Source organism: Candidatus Viadribacter manganicus (assembly GCF_001679665.1).
GTDB lineage: Bacteria > Pseudomonadota > Alphaproteobacteria > Caulobacterales > Aquidulcibacteraceae > Vitreimonas > Vitreimonas manganica.
In genome coordinates this window covers 394,139-412,182 of sequence record NZ_CP013244.1, presented here as the reverse complement: position 1 = coordinate 412,182, position 18,044 = coordinate 394,139, and the positions used below count along the sequence as shown (strand labels likewise).

The 18,044-nt window shown below is 62.6% G+C and carries 19 protein-coding genes; 9 read left to right on the top strand and 10 right to left on the bottom strand.

The features are described from left to right. Positions 1-2 precede the first annotated feature (2 nt). The 6 genes from ATE48_RS20360 (at position 3) to der (ending at position 5,437) form a co-directional block, all read left to right on the top strand. Positions 3-560, top strand: a complete 558-nt coding sequence (locus ATE48_RS20360; protein ID WP_083197117.1) for an RNA polymerase sigma factor — start codon at positions 3-5, stop codon at positions 558-560. Continuing rightward, entirely contained in the window at positions 557-946 is a 390-nt protein-coding gene (locus ATE48_RS02135; protein WP_066767361.1) for a hypothetical protein, read from the top strand. The genes ATE48_RS20360 and ATE48_RS02135 overlap by 4 nt, the downstream gene beginning before the upstream one ends. 133 nt (positions 947-1,079) lie before the next feature. After that, positions 1,080-1,949: a 3-methyl-2-oxobutanoate hydroxymethyltransferase gene (panB, locus tag ATE48_RS02130; RefSeq protein WP_066767360.1), complete on the top strand. Its 870-nt coding sequence runs from the start codon at positions 1,080-1,082 to the stop codon at positions 1,947-1,949. A gap of 56 nt (positions 1,950-2,005) precedes the next feature. Then, positions 2,006-2,728 (top strand): tetratricopeptide repeat protein, encoded by a 723-nt coding sequence (locus ATE48_RS02125; RefSeq protein ID WP_066767359.1) that lies wholly within the window; start codon positions 2,006-2,008, stop codon positions 2,726-2,728. Continuing rightward, on the top strand, positions 2,725-4,083 hold the full coding sequence (locus tag ATE48_RS02120; protein WP_066767356.1) for an outer membrane protein assembly factor BamB family protein: 1,359 nt from the start codon (positions 2,725-2,727) through the stop codon (positions 4,081-4,083). The genes ATE48_RS02125 and ATE48_RS02120 overlap by 4 nt, the downstream gene beginning before the upstream one ends. A 13-nt stretch (positions 4,084-4,096) precedes the next feature. Beyond that, positions 4,097-5,437 carry a ribosome biogenesis GTPase Der gene (der, locus tag ATE48_RS02115; RefSeq protein WP_066767352.1) on the top strand — a complete coding sequence of 447 codons (1,341 nt, stop codon included), beginning with the start codon at positions 4,097-4,099 and terminating at the stop codon, positions 5,435-5,437. Here the strand turns inward: der and ATE48_RS02110 are convergent, their stop codons facing one another. Continuing rightward, a complete protein-coding gene (locus ATE48_RS02110) occupies positions 5,438-6,127 on the bottom strand; it encodes a DUF2059 domain-containing protein (RefSeq protein ID WP_066767351.1) in 690 nt (229 codons plus the stop codon). Positions 6,128-6,211: 84 nt separating this feature from the next. Between ATE48_RS02110 and ATE48_RS02105 the strand changes: the two genes are divergently transcribed. Beyond that, a complete protein-coding gene (locus ATE48_RS02105) occupies positions 6,212-6,754 on the top strand; it encodes a hypothetical protein (protein WP_066767350.1) in 543 nt (180 codons plus the stop codon). Here ATE48_RS02105 and ATE48_RS02100 read toward each other — a convergent pair. Genes ATE48_RS02100 through ATE48_RS02085 form a run of 4 tightly spaced genes read right to left on the bottom strand, consistent with a single transcriptional unit; the run spans position 6,742 to position 10,782 of the window. Further along, entirely contained in the window at positions 6,742-7,920 is a 1,179-nt protein-coding gene (locus ATE48_RS02100) for a BaiN/RdsA family NAD(P)/FAD-dependent oxidoreductase (RefSeq protein ID WP_066767348.1), read from the bottom strand. The genes ATE48_RS02105 and ATE48_RS02100 overlap by 13 nt on opposite strands. 15 nt (positions 7,921-7,935) lie before the next feature. Beyond that, positions 7,936-8,655, bottom strand: coding sequence for an SDR family NAD(P)-dependent oxidoreductase (locus tag ATE48_RS02095; RefSeq protein WP_066767347.1), 720 nt, complete (start codon positions 8,653-8,655; stop codon positions 7,936-7,938). Continuing rightward, positions 8,652-10,178 (bottom strand): amidophosphoribosyltransferase, encoded by a 1,527-nt coding sequence (gene purF, locus ATE48_RS02090; protein WP_066767346.1) that lies wholly within the window; start codon positions 10,176-10,178, stop codon positions 8,652-8,654. Before purF ends, ATE48_RS02095 begins: the two co-directional genes overlap by 4 nt. 7 nt (positions 10,179-10,185) lie before the next feature. Beyond that, positions 10,186-10,782 (bottom strand): CvpA family protein, encoded by a 597-nt coding sequence (locus tag ATE48_RS02085; protein ID WP_066767344.1) that lies wholly within the window; start codon positions 10,780-10,782, stop codon positions 10,186-10,188. Positions 10,783-10,950: 168 nt separating this feature from the next. Between ATE48_RS02085 and ATE48_RS02080 the strand changes: the two genes are divergently transcribed. Then, positions 10,951-11,862, top strand: coding sequence for an MBL fold metallo-hydrolase (locus tag ATE48_RS02080; RefSeq protein ID WP_156767558.1), 912 nt, complete (start codon positions 10,951-10,953; stop codon positions 11,860-11,862). A gap of 45 nt (positions 11,863-11,907) precedes the next feature. Here the strand turns inward: ATE48_RS02080 and radA are convergent, their stop codons facing one another. Beyond that, positions 11,908-13,287, bottom strand: a complete 1,380-nt coding sequence (gene radA, locus ATE48_RS02075) for a DNA repair protein RadA (protein ID WP_066767341.1) — start codon at positions 13,285-13,287, stop codon at positions 11,908-11,910. Positions 13,288-13,399: 112 nt separating this feature from the next. On the opposite strand from radA, the gene ATE48_RS02070 reads away from it, so the two are divergent. Continuing rightward, positions 13,400-13,879, top strand: coding sequence for a glutathione peroxidase (locus tag ATE48_RS02070; protein WP_066767339.1), 480 nt, complete (start codon positions 13,400-13,402; stop codon positions 13,877-13,879). A gap of 13 nt (positions 13,880-13,892) precedes the next feature. Here the strand turns inward: ATE48_RS02070 and ATE48_RS02065 are convergent, their stop codons facing one another. Genes ATE48_RS02065 through ATE48_RS02050 form a run of 4 tightly spaced genes read right to left on the bottom strand, consistent with a single transcriptional unit; the run spans position 13,893 to position 17,986 of the window. Next, complete coding sequence (locus ATE48_RS02065) at positions 13,893-14,654, bottom strand: ABC transporter ATP-binding protein (protein ID WP_066767336.1); 762 nt, start codon at positions 14,652-14,654, stop codon at positions 13,893-13,895. A gap of 2 nt (positions 14,655-14,656) precedes the next feature. Then, positions 14,657-15,427, bottom strand: coding sequence for an MlaE family ABC transporter permease (locus ATE48_RS02060; RefSeq protein ID WP_066774506.1), 771 nt, complete (start codon positions 15,425-15,427; stop codon positions 14,657-14,659). Further along, complete coding sequence (gene alr / locus ATE48_RS02055) at positions 15,427-16,545, bottom strand: alanine racemase (protein WP_156767557.1); 1,119 nt, start codon at positions 16,543-16,545, stop codon at positions 15,427-15,429. Before alr ends, ATE48_RS02060 begins: the two co-directional genes overlap by 1 nt. Beyond that, complete coding sequence (locus ATE48_RS02050; protein ID WP_228126742.1) at positions 16,481-17,986, bottom strand: replicative DNA helicase; 1,506 nt, start codon at positions 17,984-17,986, stop codon at positions 16,481-16,483. The genes alr and ATE48_RS02050 overlap by 65 nt, the downstream gene beginning before the upstream one ends. Positions 17,987-18,044: the final 58 nt, after the last annotated feature.

Genomic DNA, 18,044 nt, shown 5'->3' with positions numbered 1-18,044 from the left:
CCGTGGCGTCTCGGGGGTTCACACATCTGGCGGAGGCCACAGAAGCTGCGCTGATTATCGCAGCCCAGGCCAAAGACCAGGCGGCCTTCGGGGAGCTCGTCAAGCGCCGGCAGGGTTGGGCCCGGGCCCTTCTGCGGCGAATGTGTCAGAGCCACGCCGAAGCTGATGACCTCGCTCAAGAGGCGTTCATCAAGGCGTGGGATAGATTGAGAGACTTGGAAACGCCGGCAGCTTTTCCGGGTTGGTTTAGGAGAATAGCGGTCACCACGTTCCTGATGGCAAAGCGACGCCAGAAGGCCGTGTTTGAGGAGATCACTGACGCATCACCTCTCGTGTCAGAGGCCTCCACGCCGGAAGCCGCAGCCGGAGCAAAGCTCGATCTGGAAAGAGCACTTGCCAGATTGTCCGATGCTGAGAGACTTTGTGTGACGCTGAACCACGGAGAAGGGCTCAGCCACGCAGAGATAGTCGACATCACGGGTCTTCCCCTCGGCACCGTGAAATCACACGTACTAAGGGGGACAGACAAACTTAGACGGCTATTGGACCCAGGCTCATGACTGACTTTGACGCCCTGTTGAAGCGCTCCTTCGCGGAGGCGCACGAACCCGCAGATGACGGGTTTGTGGTCAACGTCACCAACACTGTCGCGCATCGCGAGGCGAGCCTTAAGGCGCGCGGCTATATGCAGTACGGCGCGATCACGATTGCCGCCGCCGCGGTGTCATGGGGCCTCTACACATTCGCCGGCGTGTTCGGCCAAGAGATGATGGCCACGGCGGGCCTTGAAGTGGCGCGTATGCACGCTGCGGTAAACGCAGCGCCGGACGCGAGCGCGGCTGCCCAAGGCTTCCTCCAATCGATGGGTGCGGGCTTGACGCAAATTCTGCTGGTAACGGCCGCTTTGGCCGGTGGTGCGGTGGCCTATCGGTCGACCCAAGACTAACCAGCGTTTACTCAATCCATGCAAAGGCGGCTCGTTCGGGCCGTCTTTCGCTTATGGGCCTTTCCCTTATCTGGGCTCGGTGCTGGCGCCGCAATGCAGCAAAGGCTATGACGCTGCGACAAAGCGAGGCCCCATGTCCCGTCACGTTGAAGCGCCAATCCGCCGGCAAAGCGCGCCCGACATTCGCGCCCGCAAGGGTGGCGATCCGATCGTCTGCTTGACGGCGTACACCGCGCCTGTCGCCGAAATCCTGGATGAGCACTGCGATGTGCTGCTCGTGGGCGACAGCGTCGGCATGGTCGTGCACGGCATGCCGAATACGGTCGGCGTGACGCTCGAAATGATGATCATGCACGGGCAAGCGGTGATGCGCGGCGCCAAGCGTGCGCTGGTCGTCGTCGATATGCCATTCGGCTCTTACGAAGCGAGCGCCGAGCAGGCGTTTGCCAATGCGACCCGTATTCTCAAAGAAACCGGTGCGCAGGCGGTGAAGGTCGAGGCTGGCGTCTATGTCGGCGCGACCATCGCGTATTTGGTGCAGCGCGGTATTCCGGTGATGGGCCACGTTGGCCTTCGCCCCCAGGCGGTGAACGTCGATGGGAAATTCCGCGCTAAGGGCCGCACGAAGGAAGAGCGGGCCCAGGTCTTGGCCGAAGCCCGGGCGGCGGATGAAGCGGGCGCATTCGCCATTGTGGTGGAGGGTGTGGATGAAACACTCGCCCCCGAAATAACCGCCGCTGTAAAGGCCCCAACCATCGGCATTGGCGCTTCGGCCCAGTGCGACGGCCAGATCCTGGTGACCGACGATCTCCTCGGCCTTTTCGACTGGACCCCCAAGTTTGTCCGCCGGTACGCCAACCTGAAGGCCGAAATCGCTAAGGCGGCCGCCAACTACGCCGCCGACGTCCGCGCCCGCCGTTTTCCTGCCGCAGCTGAGACCTATGCCCTGGGCGGCGGAAAGGCGCGGCGCCCGCGCGTTGCCGGGGGCGACGAGCGCGGCTAGCTTGCCGCCGATTTTGGGGGCCGGGCCTTTCTGGCCCAGACGGGTCAGGAACGCGTGTGACCAACGAAACCGATAGCTTTGTCAATGAAGTGGACGAGAGCCTGCGCCAAGACCGCGCGATGGGTCTTATGCGCAAGTACGGTCCGTACGTCGCTGGCGTCTTTGTAATTTTTATCGTCGGCTTGATTGGCTGGCAGGTATGGCGCGATCAGACGGTCGCGTCTGCGCGCCGTCATGCTGATGCATTCGCAGCCGCGCAGGCTTTGGTCGAAGCCGGCAACGTCGATGGCGCCAAGGCCGAGTTCGAGCGTCTCTCGAATGAGGGCCCGCGTTCGTATCGCACGCTGGCGCGCATGGAGCATGCGGGCATCCTCGCGCAGCAAGGCGACCTAGAAGGCGCGCTCGCGGGCTTTGACTCCGCCGCTGAAAGCGCGCCGGATCAGATCATGCGTGAAAGCGCGCAGATCCGCGCTGCTTACATTGCAGCCGACACTCAAGATTTTGCAGCGTTGCGCACGCGGCTTCAGCCGCTGATCGATTCCGATACGCGCGTTTCGTATCTCGCGAAGGAATTGCTCGCGGTGGAAGCGTGGGAAGCTGGCGAGACACAACTTGCGCGTGACACGCTTGAGCAGCTCACGCTGGCGTTTGAAGCGCCCGACTCATTGCGTCAACGCGCGCAGATCGCGTTGAGCGTGCTTGGCCCTGCGCCAGCAACACCAGAAACACCAGCGGACGGCGCGTCAGCGCCTGCGCCATCCGAAGGAGAGACAAAATGAAGCCTTTGCGTCCTATCGCCATTATGGCGGCGGTCGCCGCACTGTCGGCATGCTCGACCGTGAGCCGCATTGGCGATGCGATCAATCCGTTTGACGGGGGCGAGGCGCCTCAAACGGTTGCGCCGCAGGATGGTCGCCAGTCGATCCTTTCGGCCGAAGAGGATCTGCGCCCGAGCCCGGAATATGCGTCACGCACCATCACTGTGCCGCCGGCCGTCGCCGTCAGCGATTGGACCCAACCGGGTGGTACGGCCGATAACTCGCCGCCGCAGTCGAGCGGAATGGCGACGCTTGAGCGCGCCTGGCGCGCCAATCTCGGCGCTGGCTCGAACAGCCGTGTGAAGCTGGCGGCGCCGCCAGTGATTTCGAACGGCTCGCTCTTTTTCCTTGATGCCGATCACCGCGTCCACGCAATCGACGCGCGCGATGGTCATCGTCTCTGGGACGAGCGCGTGCGCCCGAACGAAGGACGTGACCGCGTCGCGCGTGGTGGCGGCGTCGCCATCGGTGGCGGCCGCGTTTACGTGGCGACCGGCTTTGGCTTCATCGTTGCGCTCGATGCGTCAAACGGAAGTGAAATTTGGCGCGCCCAAGCGAGCGCTCCGTTCCAATCTGCTCCGACCGTTGCTGGCGACCGCGTGTACGCTGTCACCAACGACAGCGAACTGATGGCTTTCGACGCCGCGACCGGCGAAGTCAGCTGGACCTATCAGGCCATCGCTGAACCGGCGCGTATTCTCTCGGCCCCCAGCGTTGGCGTCGAAGGCGAAACCGTCGTTGCCCCGTTCGCGTCTGGTGAACTGGTGGCGCTGCTCTCTGCAAACGGGCGCCGTCTGTGGTCGGACTCGCTGTCGCGCGCTGGCCGCGTGAACTCGCTTTCGGCAATCAACGATATCGCGGGCCGTCCGGTCATCGATGGTGGTGCTGCCTATGCGGCGAGCCACTCGGGCCTTCTCGCGGCAATCGATCTGCGTAGCGGTCAACGCATATGGGCGCGCACGTTCGCGTCTACGCAGACGCCGTGGGTTGCGGCCGACGTGCTCTATGCGGTCAGCGTCGATGGCGAGCTTGCTGCATTCGACCGCCGCACCGGCAACGTCTTTTGGGTTCAGCAATTGCGCCGCTATCGCAATGAAGGCGAGCGTAAGGGCCGTGTGGCTTGGACCGGACCGATTATGATCGGCGGCCGTCTCGTGCTCGCGAACTCGGAAGGTGAAGTGGTGGCGGTGTCGCCGGCGAACGGACAGACGCTGGCGTCGACTGACGTCGGCCAGCCCGTGTTCATTCCGCCGATCGCCGCCAACGATCAAATCTACATCGTGACCGACGAAGCGCGTCTCGTCGTTCTGCATTGATGTCTGGCCGCTCATGACGATCAAGCTCGCGATCGTCGGGCGGCCGAATGTCGGCAAGTCCACGCTCTTCAACAGGCTCGCGGGCAAAAAGCTCGCGATCGTTGATGATACGCCTGGAGTCACGCGTGATCGCCGCGAGGCGAAGGGGCGCTTGGGCGATCTCGACTTTGTCCTGATCGACACGGCCGGCTTCGAAGACGCCACCGATTCTTCGTTGGAAGCGCGGATGCGTCAGCAAACCGAATTCGCGATCCGCGATGCTGACGTCATTTTGTTTCTCATCGATGCGCGCACCGGCGTGTTGCCGATGGATGAGGCGTTTGCGGCGTTGCTTCGCCGGGCGGATAAGCCCGTCGTACTCGCCGCCAACAAGGTCGAAGGTCGCGCCGGCGATGTCGGCATCACGGAAGCGTATGCGCTTGGGCTGGGTGATCCCATTCCGCTCTCGGCCGAGCACGGCGAAGGCATGTCCGAACTCTACGCCGCCATCATGGCCCATGAGCGCGCGCCGCCCGATCCGGATGCGCCGAAGCCGCAGCGCCCGATCAATGTCGCGATCATTGGCCGCCCGAACGCGGGGAAATCGACGCTGGTGAATGCGCTGATCGGCGAAGATCGGCTGCTGGTGGGGCCGGAAGCGGGGATCACGCGCGACTCGATCGCCATTGATTGGGAATGGCGCGGCAAGAAGTTCCGCCTCGTCGATACGGCCGGCATGCGCAAGCGCGCCAAAGTGCAAGCTAAGCTTGAGCGCATGTCTGTTGGCGACTCTCTGCATGCGCTGAAGTTCGCCGATATTTGCATCTTGGTGATGGACGCCAACGAGGCGTTCGAGAAGCAGGATCTCTCGATCGCGGACCTGGTGGTGCGGGAGGGCCGTTCGCTGGTTTTCTGTTTGTCGAAGTGGGACACGATCGAAGATCCACGCGCGCACTTTGAAGAGTTGAAACTGGTCGCGCGCGAAAGCCTGCCGCAAGCACGCGGCGCGCCGCTGGTGACTGTCGCTGCGCAATCAGGCGTAGGCCTCGACCGGTTGATGCATGCAGTTGAAGACGCGCACGAAGACTGGACGGCGCGGGTCAAAACCAAAGACTTGAACGAGTGGCTCTACGCGACCATCGCACGCCACCCGCCGCCTGCTGTCGGCGGCAAGCGCATCAAGCCGCGTTACATGACGCAGATCAAAGCTCGTCCGCCGACATTCGTGCTGATCGCGTCGCGGGCCGAAGAGATGCCGGAAAGTTACAAGCGCTATCTCGTAAACGGCTTGCGTGATGCTTTCGACCTCCACGCTGCGCCGATCCGCCTGATCGTGAAGGCGGGCAAAAACCCCTTCGCGGATGAAGAAAAATAACTAGAGGTCGCTGCGCCAAGCGTCGGGGCATTCTGGTCCGGCGATTTCGCACATGTCGCGCTCCAGCCGGGCTCGGACATGCGGTGCGGACGTCGCGGTGTAGCCGAGTTCGCGCATCAGCGGTCCAAGTTCACTCGCGCGTGCGCCGAAGGCGATGCCCCCCGGCGTCTCAGCGAACGTCTCTAGTGCTGAGGTTTCCTCTGCGGTGAGTTCGGGCGGCGCGCGGGTCGCGCCCGCGAGGACGTACTTCAAGAAAGCCGAGCCGCCGACCGCGGTACGCATGAAGGCCGTGATGTCGTTGAGTTCAGCCTCGCTGAACAAAGCCGCGAACCGGGGCGCGAACTGCTCGACGAGCTGTGGCGCGCCGCGAAGAACTTCTTCCTGCAAAACCGGGCCCGAGTTTGTAAGATAGTCGAACATCGCCTGTTGCCGTTCGGGCGGTAGCGACACGAAGAACGCAGATGTGCGCAACGCTTGGCGCACGGTCGGCATCACGATGTTGAACGCGACGAGCGAGACTTCCGAAAGTACGCCGGTGTCTAGGAGAAGCGTGCTCACATAGTGCCGCGAGGCGTCGAGATGGGTTTGCGAGAACTCGCTCGCCTGCCCAGGCGCAACTTGCGTCTGCGCGAGTGCGGGCGATAGGCAAAGTACTAAGCCGAACAGAGCGCCAGCGAGAGTACGGATCATGACCCCAGCATCGCGCAACCCATCGCATTTCGCTAGCGGGCAGCGGAAGAGCGCGATTAGGTCGGCGCAGCGAGGGAGCTAACGATGCGAATTCTTTGGGGAATCTTGCTTGGCGGGCTGATCGCCGGTGCGCTCGACATCGTCTACGCCTTCATCGTCTATGGGCCGATGAGCTATGGCCTGACGCCGCAGGAAGTCCTGCAATCGGTGGCTGCCGGCTGGCTTGGACGTGAAGCATCGCGCGCGGGCGGATTGGACTCCGCCATGCTCGGGATTGCCTCCCACCTCTTGATCGCGACTTTGATGGCGGCGGTTTACGTAGTCGCGGCGCAACGGTTTCGTGCGCTGACGGATAAGGCCATTCTTTGGGGCTTCATCTATGGCCTCGTTCTCTACGTGGCTATGAACTATGTCGTAGCGCCGTTGTCGGCGGCGGGCGGCGACGGACACTTCGCTACCAGCCTCGGTGAAATTTCATCGCGCCTACGTGAATCTTTCAGCGACATTCGTCCGCACTGGGATCCGCGTTATCCGTGGCTGATTCCGGCGACGATCTTCACGCACACTTTGTTGGTCGGCGTCCCGATTGCGCTAATAGCGAAGCGGTTCGCGCCTCAGAGCGCTTGAGCTGCGGCCCATGCGCTCGACCAGGCCCACTGGAAATTGTAGCCGCCCAGCCAGCCCGTGACGTCGACCGCTTCGCCGATGAAGAAGAGGCCGGGTGCGGCGCGCGTTTCCATGCTTTGTTGGGACAAAGCGTTGGTATCGATGCCGCCAGCCATCACTTCGGCCTTGGCGTAGCCTTCGGTGCCGCTGACTTTGATGAGGTCGCCTTTGAGCTTGCTCCGCGTAAAGGCAATCAGCGCATCGTCCTTCCACTCTCCGAGTGGACGGGGCGGCTGATCGGCGGCGAGCGCCGTTGCGAGCCGTTCGGGCAGACGCATGGCGAGCGCGGTTTTAGGTAGGATCAAAGGGCGTTCGCGTTTTATCGCGACTAAGACATCGTCTTTGACGCCTGGAAGCCAATCGATTTTGATCTGTTGCGATGGATCAGACCAGTAGGACGAGATTTGTAGGATCGCCGGGCCGGATAGGCCGCGATGCGTGACGAGCGCCGCTTCGCGGAAAGCGGCTTTGCCCAGAGAGGCTATGATCTCAGTCGAAACGCCACTCAGCGGCTGCATAGCGCTAAGATCGTCCGCGTCGAACGTGAGCGGAACGAGCGCAGGACGCGTCGCCACAATCGGGATACCGAATTTCTTGGCGACATCGAAGGCAAAGCCAGTTGCGCCGAGTTTCGGGATTGGTAGTCCGCCCGTGGCGATGATGAGGACGTTGGCTTCAAAGGCGCCTTGTGTGGTTTCGACCTTGAAGCGTTCGGCGCGCTCGATACTGGTGACGCTGCAAGCAATGCGGATCGCAACCCCATTCGCGGCGCACTCATCAAGCAGCATCTGCACGACCTTGCGCGACGAGCGCGGTCCCTCGCAAAAGAGCTGACCGAGCGTCTTTTCGTAAAACGCGATGCGGTGCTTCTCAACGAGGCCGACAAAGTCCGCTTGTGTGTGACGGGCGAGAGCCGAGCGGGCAAAGTGCGGATTGGCGGACAGGAAGCGATCGGGCGCGGCGTTGAGATTGGTGAAGTTGCACCGGCCGCCGCCTGAGATCAAAATCTTCGCGCCGACTTCTGTGTTATGTTCGATGATGAGAACGCGCTTGCCGCGCCGTCCGGCATGCAGCGCGCAATAGAGGCCTGCAGCGCCGCCTCCGATGATGATCGCGTCATAAATCATCGCCAAACGGCGTCTTTAAGAGGCGCGTTCGAACTGAACCCAGGCGCCGTTCTCGTTGTAGCTGGGCTGCAGCATCTGAACGACCGACGGTGCGACCTCTTCAGGCGCCGGCAGCGTCATCGGATCTTCACCGGGGAAAGCCTTGGCGCGCATAGAGGTGCGCGTCGGGCCCGGGTTGAAGAGGTTGGCGCGCATCGGTGTGATGTTGCCGATTTCCGCTGCCCACGAGATTACGAGCGCGTCGAGCGCGGCTTTCGAGGCTGCGTAGGGCGCCCAATAGGCGCGTGGGTTTTTTGAGGCGCCGGATGTCAGGAAGACGGCTCGGCCGGCATCGGACTCGCGCAGTAGCGGATGTAGCGCGCGAATAAGGCGCTGGTTCGCGAGGTAATTGACTTGGATCGTCTCGTCGATGATCGCGGGCGTCGCTTGATGCGCGGGTGTCAGCGAGCCTAGCGCACCGGCGCAAGCGGCAAGTCCATCGAGCTTGCCGAAGCGTTCGAAGAGCGGCGCGGCAAGTTGGTCGATCGCCGAACCGTCGCGGAGGTCAAGCGGGATCAGGGTTGCTTCGCCGCCGAGCGCGCGGATGTCGTCGTCGAGCTTTTCAAGCGCCTTCTGCGCACGGGCGACCGCGATCACGCGCCAGTTTTGCCGCGCCAGCTCCAGCGCTACGGCGCGGCCAATGCCGCGCGACGCGCCCGTGACGAGCGCGAGGCGTTTGGTATTGGCGCCGCTCATTCCGCGGCATTTTCGGTGATCAGCGGCAGCTGCGATTCACGGCCGGTGCGGCCGTTATTGTAGTCGAGCAGCGGGGTCGGATAGTCGCCGGTGAAGGCGTGGTCGGTGAATTGCGGGTTGAGCGCATCGCGCTTGGTTTCGCCCATCGCCGAGTAAAGTCCATCGACAGAGAGAAAGCCGAGACTGTCGACTTCAAGTGACTTGCGCATTTCCTCCAGCGTCATTTGCGCCGCCATCAGTTCGGACACCGCAGGCATGTCGATGCCGTAGAAGTCAGGGTGCTTGATGGGCGGTGAGGCGCTGCGGAGGTGGATTTCCTTGGCGCCAGCCTCGCGCACCATCTGAACGATCTTGCGTGACGTGGTGCCGCGCACGATCGAGTCGTCGACGAGGACGACGCGCTTGCCGCGGATCACGTCGCGATTGGCTGAGTGCTTGAGGCGCACGCCGAGCGCACGGATTTCCTGCTTCGGCTGAATGAAGGTGCGCCCGACATAGTGGTTGCGGATGATGCCGAGCTCGTAGGGGACCCCACTCTCGGCGGCAAAGCCCATCGCGGCGGGAACGCCTGAGTCAGGCACAGGAACGATGACGTCCGCTTCGACGCCGGTCTCTTGCGCGAGCCTGCGGCCCATGCGCTTACGAATTTCGTAGACGCTACGGCCTTCGACGACTGAGTCCGGGCGGCAGAAATAAACGAACTCGAAAATGCAGGGGCGCGCTTTGCGGCGCGGGAACGGGAAGTGGCTGTCGACGGTGACCTTACCGTCCTTGGCGCGGGTAATGACGACGATTTCGCCAGGCTCAATGGAACGCACGAAGCGGGCGCCGATCATGTCGAGCGCGCAGGTCTCGGATGCGAGGATCATGGCGCCGGCGCTTTCGCCGAGCACGAGCGGACGAATGCCGATCGGATCGCGCGCGCCGATCATCATGTTCTCGGTGAGCGCGACGAGCGCGTAGGCGCCTTCGATATCGTGCAGGGCTTCAACGAATCGCTCGACAACGCGCGGCTTCTTTGACTTCGCGATCAGCTGCAGAATGCACTCGGTGTCGGAGGTCGATTGGAAGATCGAGCCGTTCTGAACGAGCCTGTCGCGGAGATCGACGGCGTTGGTGAGGTTGCCGTTGTGCGCGACTGCAAAGCCGCCCAACGCGAGATCGGCGAAGAGCGGCTGGACGTTGCGGAGGATGGTGCCGCCTGCGGTGGCGTAGCGGGTGTGGCCGATGGCCGATGTACCCGGCATGCGCTTGGGAACGTCGCCGCCCGCAAAGTGCTCGCCAACGAGGCCGAGGTAGCGCTCGTGATAGAACTGAGCGCCGTCATAGCTGACGATGCCGCAGCCTTCTTGGCCGCGATGCTGCAGGCCGTGGAGGCCGAGCGCTGTCAGGACGGATGCGTCTTCTGAGCCGAACACGCCGAACACGCCGCACTCTTCGCGGGGCTTATCGTCGTGTTCCCATTTGTCGACCGGGTCTCCGGGCGCCGACTGAAAGTGGAGGGAGTGGCGCTCGGCGGTCATGTGGTCCTCAGGTGGGTGGGGCCTGGGTTTCTGGCTCTGCCGGCGGTATTGGCGCCGACTCGCCTTCTCTGCGTTCGATAATATCACGGGCGCGCGCGCCGGCCCGTGGCAAGATGATCTCAAGCGTATTGGCTACGCTGTCGTATATAGGATAGGTCCGCGCGCCGCGAATGGCGTCTTCTGCAGGATTTGCTGGAGTTTCACGTTCCGGCGTATTGCCGCGGATCACCAGTACGAGCAGCGAGACGACCAGAACACCGCGCAGGATGCCGAACGCCAAGCCTGCAGCGCGGTCAAAAGAGCCGATTTCCGTTGATTGATGGGCTTGTTTGGCCACCGAAGAGACCACCACGGTGATCACGACGAAAACCACCAGGAAAACGATCAGGCCACCGGCAACCGCTGCAAGCCATCCGGAAAGAGGGGTGGTGCTCTCCACAATCGGAGCGAGGATCCCTGAAAAGAAGTAGCCAGCTACAGCCGCGCCGATGAAGGCGATGACGGAGAACATTTCGCGGATCAAACCGCGGGCGAACGCCATGACCCCGGACAAGCCGAGGACGACCAAGGCGGCGAAGTCGAACCAAGTGAAGCCGAGATCCATCCGCCACTCCCTGCTGCCCCGTTTCTGGGCGCGTCCCTGGGAACTGGATTAAACGGCTGACAGGGCCTTGGGAAGGCGCCTCGCGCCGCTAGAGGGCAGTCGCAGCGTTGTGACGGCTGGTCGAACCTGTGAGCGTTTCGTGCGCCGAATGAGCGGAGGGTGCGCGACATGCTGTTGCCCCTGCTGCTGATCGCCCAACTGGCGAGCCAAAGCCCCGTCGTTCCGCCTATTCGCGAGGTTGCGCCTGGTGTGCATGTGCAGCAAGGCGGCTTCGAGCCCGAGCGAGGGCCTGATGGCAATACGGTTATCTTCGATGCGCCACAGGGCTCGGTCGTCGTCGACACCGGCCGCCATGCTTGGCACAGCGATGCGATCTTGGCCTACGCACGTGAGCGGAGGCGGCCGATCGCGGGCATCGTCAACACGCATTGGCATCTGGATCATTCGAGCGGCAATGGGCGCCTCAAGGCCGCGTATCCTGAAGCGCGTGTCTATACGACCAGCGCGGTTGATCGTGTGATCGCGCCGGGTGGCTTTTTAGTTCGAAATATGGACGACGCGCGCACGATGTTGGCGGGCGGCGAAATCAGTCCGGTGCAGCGCGAAGAGGTTCAGATCTTTTTGAGCACCATGGCCGCAAGCGACGTGCTGCGGCCGGACGTCTTGATTGATCGCTCACAGCGTATGCGTATTGGCGGGCGCCGTTTCGATGTCCGCGTCACGAACGGAGCTGTGACTGATGCGGACGTCTGGCTCTACGATCGGCGCACACGCACCGCCGTGATTGGCGATCTCGTGACGTTTCCTGCGCCCTTCTTCGAGACGGCATGTCCGCAGCGTTGGCGGGAGGCGTTGGATGAAGTCTGGGCGACGCCATTTCAGACCGTAATCCCCGGACACGGCGCGCCCATGACGCGCGCTGGGTTCGATGCGTGGCGCAGCGCCTATGGCGCATTCATCGATTGCGTCGTGAGCGATGCAGAAGCGTCCGCGTGCGCGAGGGCGTGGGCGGAGGCAATGGCGCCGCTCAATGCGGGCCAACCGCAGGGCGCCGGGATGGCGACATATTACGTCGACTAATTGCGCCGTAATGGCGGCAAGAGTCCGGATTGTCTGACGAGCTAGTCATTCTGGCTCTATGCCAATCGCGGCGGCGAGATCGGCGATGTGGCCGATCTGTTTAAGCTTCACACCGCCGCTGGCGCTGTTTTTCTTTTGCGGCGGCGCGAAGGCGTTGGTGAAGCCGAGCTTGGCGGCTTCCTTCAGCCGAAGGTCACTACGTCCCGCAGGGCGCACTTCGCCTGACAACGCGACTTCGCCAAACACGACGCAGTGCTTGGGGAGCGCCTTGTCCGCGAGTGCTGAGACGAGCGCGGCGGCGACCGCGAGATCTGCGGCAGGCTCGGTAATGCGTAAACCGCCCGCTACTGAGAGATAGACATCGCGGCCAGAGAACGAGAGCCCGCAACGCGTTTCAAGAACGGCGAGTATCATTGCAAGGCGAGCAGAATCCCAGCCCACTACCGCGCGCCTCGGCGTGCCGTACGCTGTGGGCGCCGCCAATGCTTGGATTTCCACCAGGACCGGCCGTGAGCCCTCGACACCGGCGAACACAGCCGCGCCTGAAGGTCGCTCGCCGGCGTCGCCAAGAAAGAGCGCCGACGGGTTCGGCGTTTCCACCAAGCCTTGTTCGACCATTTCGAACACGCCGATCTCGTCTGTGGGACCGAAGCGGTTTTTGACGGCGCGCAGAATCCGGAACGGCAAGCCGCGCTCACCCTCGAAATAGATCACGGCGTCGACGAGGTGCTCGACGACACGCGGTCCGGCAATCTGACCATCCTTGGTGACGTGGCCGACGAGGATCACTACGGCGCCGCTTTTCTTCGCAAAGCGCACCAATTCATGCGCACACGCGCGCACCTGTGCGACCGTGCCTGGCGCTGCTTCGACGCCATCGGCGTAAAGCGTCTGGATCGAGTCGACGATGACGACGTCCGGCTTTAGCGCCTTCAGTCCATCGAGGATTTTGCGGAGGTCGGTTTCGGCAGCGAGGCTGACATTGGCGTCTGCCGCTTTGAGGCGCCGGGCACGTTCTTGCACTTGCGCTTCGGCTTCCTCGCCGGTGACGTACGCGACCGAGGCGCCGCCACGCGCCAAGGACGCTGCAGCTTGTAGGAGCAGAGTCGATTTGCCGACCCCCGGATCGCCGCCGATTAGAATAGCGGAGGCGGGCACTAAGCCGCCGCCGCAGACGCGATCGAACTCGGAGATGCCGGTGGCGATACGGGGCGGTGGATCGGCGACGCCGGCAAGGTCTACGAATTCGACCCCTTTGCCCCGCTTGGCGCCGGCGACCGGCGCCGCGAACGCGCCTGGGACGACCGCGCGCGCCGCTTCTTCAACCAGTGTGTTCCACTCGCCGCAGGCTTCGCATTTGCCGGCCCACTTGGCCCAAATCGCCCCGCATGCTTGGCAGGTATAGACGTGATCTGACTTGGCCATTCTGGCTCCAGCGAATCCTTCCTGTTGAGACTAGCGCCCGGGCTCTGCTAACGCATGCGCCATGGCATAATGGGGCGCAAGCAACGCCATCGATAACGACAAGTGGGGATGTATGAGCAGCATTTACGATTTTACCGCGCGTGACATCGACGGAAACGAGCGCTCGCTAGGAGAGTATCGCGGCAAACTGCTGCTCATCGTAAATACGGCGAGCCAATGCGGCTTCACATATCAGTACAAAGGCCTCGAAGAATTGCACCGCAAGTACGCGGCGCAGGGCGTCGAGGTGTTGGGTTTCCCTTGCAATCAATTCGGCAAGCAGGAGCCGGGCGACGCGAATGAGATCAAGAATTTCTGTTCTCTCACGTATGATGTTACGTTCCCGATGTTTGCCAAGATCGACGTCAACGGCCCCAAGGCGCATCCGCTCTACGAGCACCTGACGCGCGCCAAAGGCGGCGGCCTGCTCGGTCGCGGGATCAAATGGAATTTCACAAAGTTTCTGATTGGCCGCGATGGCAAAGTGCTGGCGCGTTACGCGCCGACGGTGAAGCCAGAAGCGCTCGACAAAGTAATCCAGCGCCACCTCTGATCGCGTTGGCGCTTTAGACGACCGCTTGAATCGGCCCCTCGGCGCGGCCGGCCACGAATTGATCGACCATCGGATTGCCGCTGGTGTCGAGCATAGCGGTGGGGCCGCGCCAGACGATCTTGCCATTGTGCAGCATGGCGATCTCATCGGCGATTTTGCGCGCGCTCGGCATATCGTGCGTGATCGAGACAGCGGCGCAGCCGAGTTCCTTCACCATTTCGACGATGAGGTCATTGATCGCGTCGGCGGTGATGGGATCGAGGCCGGTGGTCGGTTCATCGAAGAAGAGGATGTCCGGCTTTGCAATGATGGCGCGTGCGAGGCCGGCGCGCTTTTGCATGCCGCCTGAGAGCTCGGTTGGCCGCACATCCGCGAATTCAGGTCCGAGGCGCACTTTGCGCATCGCTTCGATGGCCCGCTCGCGCGCCTCGTTGCGGCCGATGTTGTCGGCGTTGATCAGGCGAAAGGCGATGTTTTCCCAGACGCTCAGCGAGTCGAACAGCGCGCCGCCCTGAAACAACATGCCGAACTTACGCATTACGCGTGCGCGGATTTCTTCCGGCATCTTGGTGACGTCGGCGCCGTCGACCAGCACTTGACCGGCGTCCGGCCTCATCAGTCCAAGCGCGCACTTAAGCGTCACGGATTTGCCTTGTCCCGAGCCACCGATGACGACCAGCGAACGGCCTTGGTTCACGTCGAGATCGACGCCGTCGAGCACTTGGCGCCCGCGCAGCTTTTTCTTGATGCCGACGAGTTGGAGTTTTGCGGTCATGCTCACTCCACGAAAAAAGCGGTGACGAGATAGTTCGTCGCGAGAATGAGAACGATGGCGACCACCACGGCGCTCGTCGTCGCGCGGCCCACGCCGAGCGCGCCGCCGCTGGAACGGAAGCCCTGGTAGCAACCGACGGCGGCGATGATGAAGCCGAAGACCGCCGCCTTCACCAGACCCAAGCCAACATCTTGAGGTTCCATGAACTCGAACGTGTTGCGCAGATAGGCGGCGCCGTTGAAATCGAGGCTGTTCACCGCGACGAGATAGCCGCCCATGACGCCGATAATGTCGGCGACCAGCACAAGCAGCGGCAATGTAACAGTCGCGGCGAGCAGGCGGGGTGCAATGAGATATTTAAACGGATCGGTCGAGAGCGTCGTCATCGCGTCGATCTGTTCTGTGACGCGCATAGTGCCGATTTCAGCGGCGATGCCGGCGCTGACGCGGCCCGCGAGCATCAGGCCCGCAAGCACGGGGCCAAGTTCGCGCGTGATGCCGAGTACGACGATGTTCGGGACGAACTGCTCGGCGTTAAAGCGCGCGCCGCCGACATAAATGTTGAGCGCAAGCGCGGCGCCGATGAAGACGGCGGTGACGCCCACAACTGGCAGCGAAAAGTAGCCGACCTGCATGCACTGGCGCAGAAATTGGCCGAAGAAGAACGGCGGCGAAACCGCAGCAGCGACAGCGCGGCCACAAAAGGCCGAGAAGCGGCCGATCGCGGCGAGCATATCGAGAATACCGCGGCCGATTGGAGCGAATGGATTGATCACGCGCGCACTCCGCTCTTGCGAACTGTGCCGGCGAGTGTGGTGAGCACCTCGTAAGGCGCGGTGTTCGCGAGCGCCGCGATATCGTCGAGCGGCGCATTGGGGCCGAGGAATTCGACCATCGTTCCCGGCTGTGCTTCGGCGCAGCCAGTGACATCAAGGATGATCAGGTCCATCGACACACGCCCTAAGATTGGGCGTTTTGCGCCCCCCAAGACGCCATAGCCGCGTCCGCTCAAGCTTCGCAAGTAGCCGTCCGCGTAGCCCAGGGCGACGGTGGCTGTGCGCATTTTCTGCGTTGCTGTGAAGGTAGCGCCGTAGCCGAATGTTTCGCCGGGCTCGGCATCGCGCACTTGCAGGATCGGTGCTTCGATCGTTGCGGTGGCGGCGAGTTTCGGATTGTCGGCGTCGAGTCCGCCGGACCCGTAAAGGCCAATGCCGGGACGGATGAGATCGAAATGATAATCCGCGCCGATCAGCGCGCCTGCGGTCGCGGCCAAAGAGAGTGGCGCGCGTGGGAAGAGCATTGACGCGTCAATGAAGCGGCGCAGCTGGGTTGTGTTGAAGGCGTGCTTGGTGTCGGAGCCGCAGGCGAGGTGGCTCATCACCAAAGCGATCGATGTGTCCTTCAGCGCGCTCATGGCGTGCGGCAATTCTTCGGGGCCGATGCCAAGCCGGTTCATGCCGGTGTCGATGTGCAAGGCGGCGGGTGCGCGGTGGTCCCAAAGTTTGATCTGGGCGAGTGAGTTCAAGACCGGCGTGAGCTTGCTAGCGACGATGGTGTCGATGTCGTTGCTCGGACCGTTGAGGACGAAGACTTGCGGTCCTTCACCCAGCGCACGGCGCACGTTGGCGCCTTCTTGGGTCGTCGCCGTAAAGAACACGCGCGCGCCCGCCTGCGCCAAAGCGCGCGCGGCGCCGACAGCGCCCAATCCGTACCCATCTGCTTTGACGACCGCGGCGACTGCAGCGCCCGGCGCGAGCTTCCGGAAGAAATTCCAGTTCTCGACGATGGCGGCGTGATCGACCTTCAGCCGCGCGAGCCGCGGCGGCTCAGCCTTGGGCGAGGGAGGAGAAGCGGGTGAATTGTCCTTTGAAATGGAGGTGCACCGTTTCAATTGGGCCGTGGCGGTTCTTGCCGATGATTAGTTCGGCGCGGTTGGCGACGCCATCAAGTTTTGCGCGCCATTTGATCCAATCCTCAGTGTTCTGCTCGGGCTCGGCGCGGCTGAGGTAATATTCTTCGCGGTAGACGAACATGACGATGTCGGCGTCCTGCTCGATCGAGCCGGATTCGCGAAGGTCGGAGAGCTGCGGACGCTTGTCGTCGCGGGATTCGACCTGACGCGAGAGCTGCGAAAGGGCGAGCACCGGGACGTTCAAGTCCTTGGCAAGCGCCTTTAGCCCCTGCGTGATTTGGCTGACTTCCTGGACCCGGCCATCGACTTTGCCGGAGGCCGTGACGAGCTGGAGGTAGTCTACAACGATGAAATCAAGGCCAGAGGGCGAACGCTTCAGGCGCCGAGCGCGATTGTGAAGATGCGCGATCGAGATGCCGCCGGTTTCATCGACGTGGAGCGGCAGCGTTTGCAGCATCATCGCACTGTCGGCGAGGCGCGTGTACTCGTCGGTTGTGATCTTACCCTGACGGATCTTGTGGGACTCGATCTCGGCGAAGTCTGAAAGAATACGGGTAGCGAGCTGTTCGCCGGACATTTCGAGCGAAAAAAAGCCAACTGTGCCGCCGTAATGTTCGGCCTCGCCGGCTTCGACTGCTTTTTGCTTTTGCCGCGCGACGTTCATGGCGATGTTCAGCGCCAGAGCGGTTTTGCCCATGGAGGGGCGGCCAGCGAGGATCATCAAGTCGGAGCCGTGAAGGCCGCCCAGCAGATGATCGAGATCGCGGAAGCCTGAGGCGATGCCGGACACGTCCGAACCACGGTTCTTGGCGGCGGTCGCGACGTTGATGGAGGCGGTGAGCGCGGTTTTGAAATCTTGGAAGCCGCGGTTTGCGGTGCCCGCTTCCGCCAGCGTGAAGAGCGTTTTTTCCGCCTCTTCGATGATGTCGCGCGCGTCCTTATCGTCAGGCGGGTTCTCAGCCAGGCTAGTGATCTCGCCGCCGACGCGTATGAGCGCGCGGCGCAGCGCCAGATCGTAGATGAGCTCGGCGTAAGATTGAGCGTGGGTGGAGAGCGGCGCAGCGTTCTCCAAGAGCTTCATCAGATAGAGCGCGCCGCCGATCTCTTTGATGCCGCCGTCTCTGGCGAACTTCTCTTTGAGCGTGAGACCGTCAGCGAGCTGACCTGACGCGATCATGTCAGCGCAGGTTGCGAAGATGCGGCCGTGAACAGGATCGTAGAAGTGCTGCTCTTTCAGCAGCGAGGTGATCCGGTTCATGGTTTCGTTGTCGAACAAGATCGCGCCCAGCAATGCTTGCTCGGCCTCGAGGTTGTGAGGCGCGCTGCGCGGGGCGGGCTGTTGGCCCGGTTGCGCCAGGGGAAGAGCGGGCTGGTTCGGCATGCCGACAAGATGAGCCGATTCGGCGTGGCAATCGTTCACAGGCCGAAACCTTGACGCTGGTTTTCTATGAGTCGGTGACGACTCTTTACTGTTGACG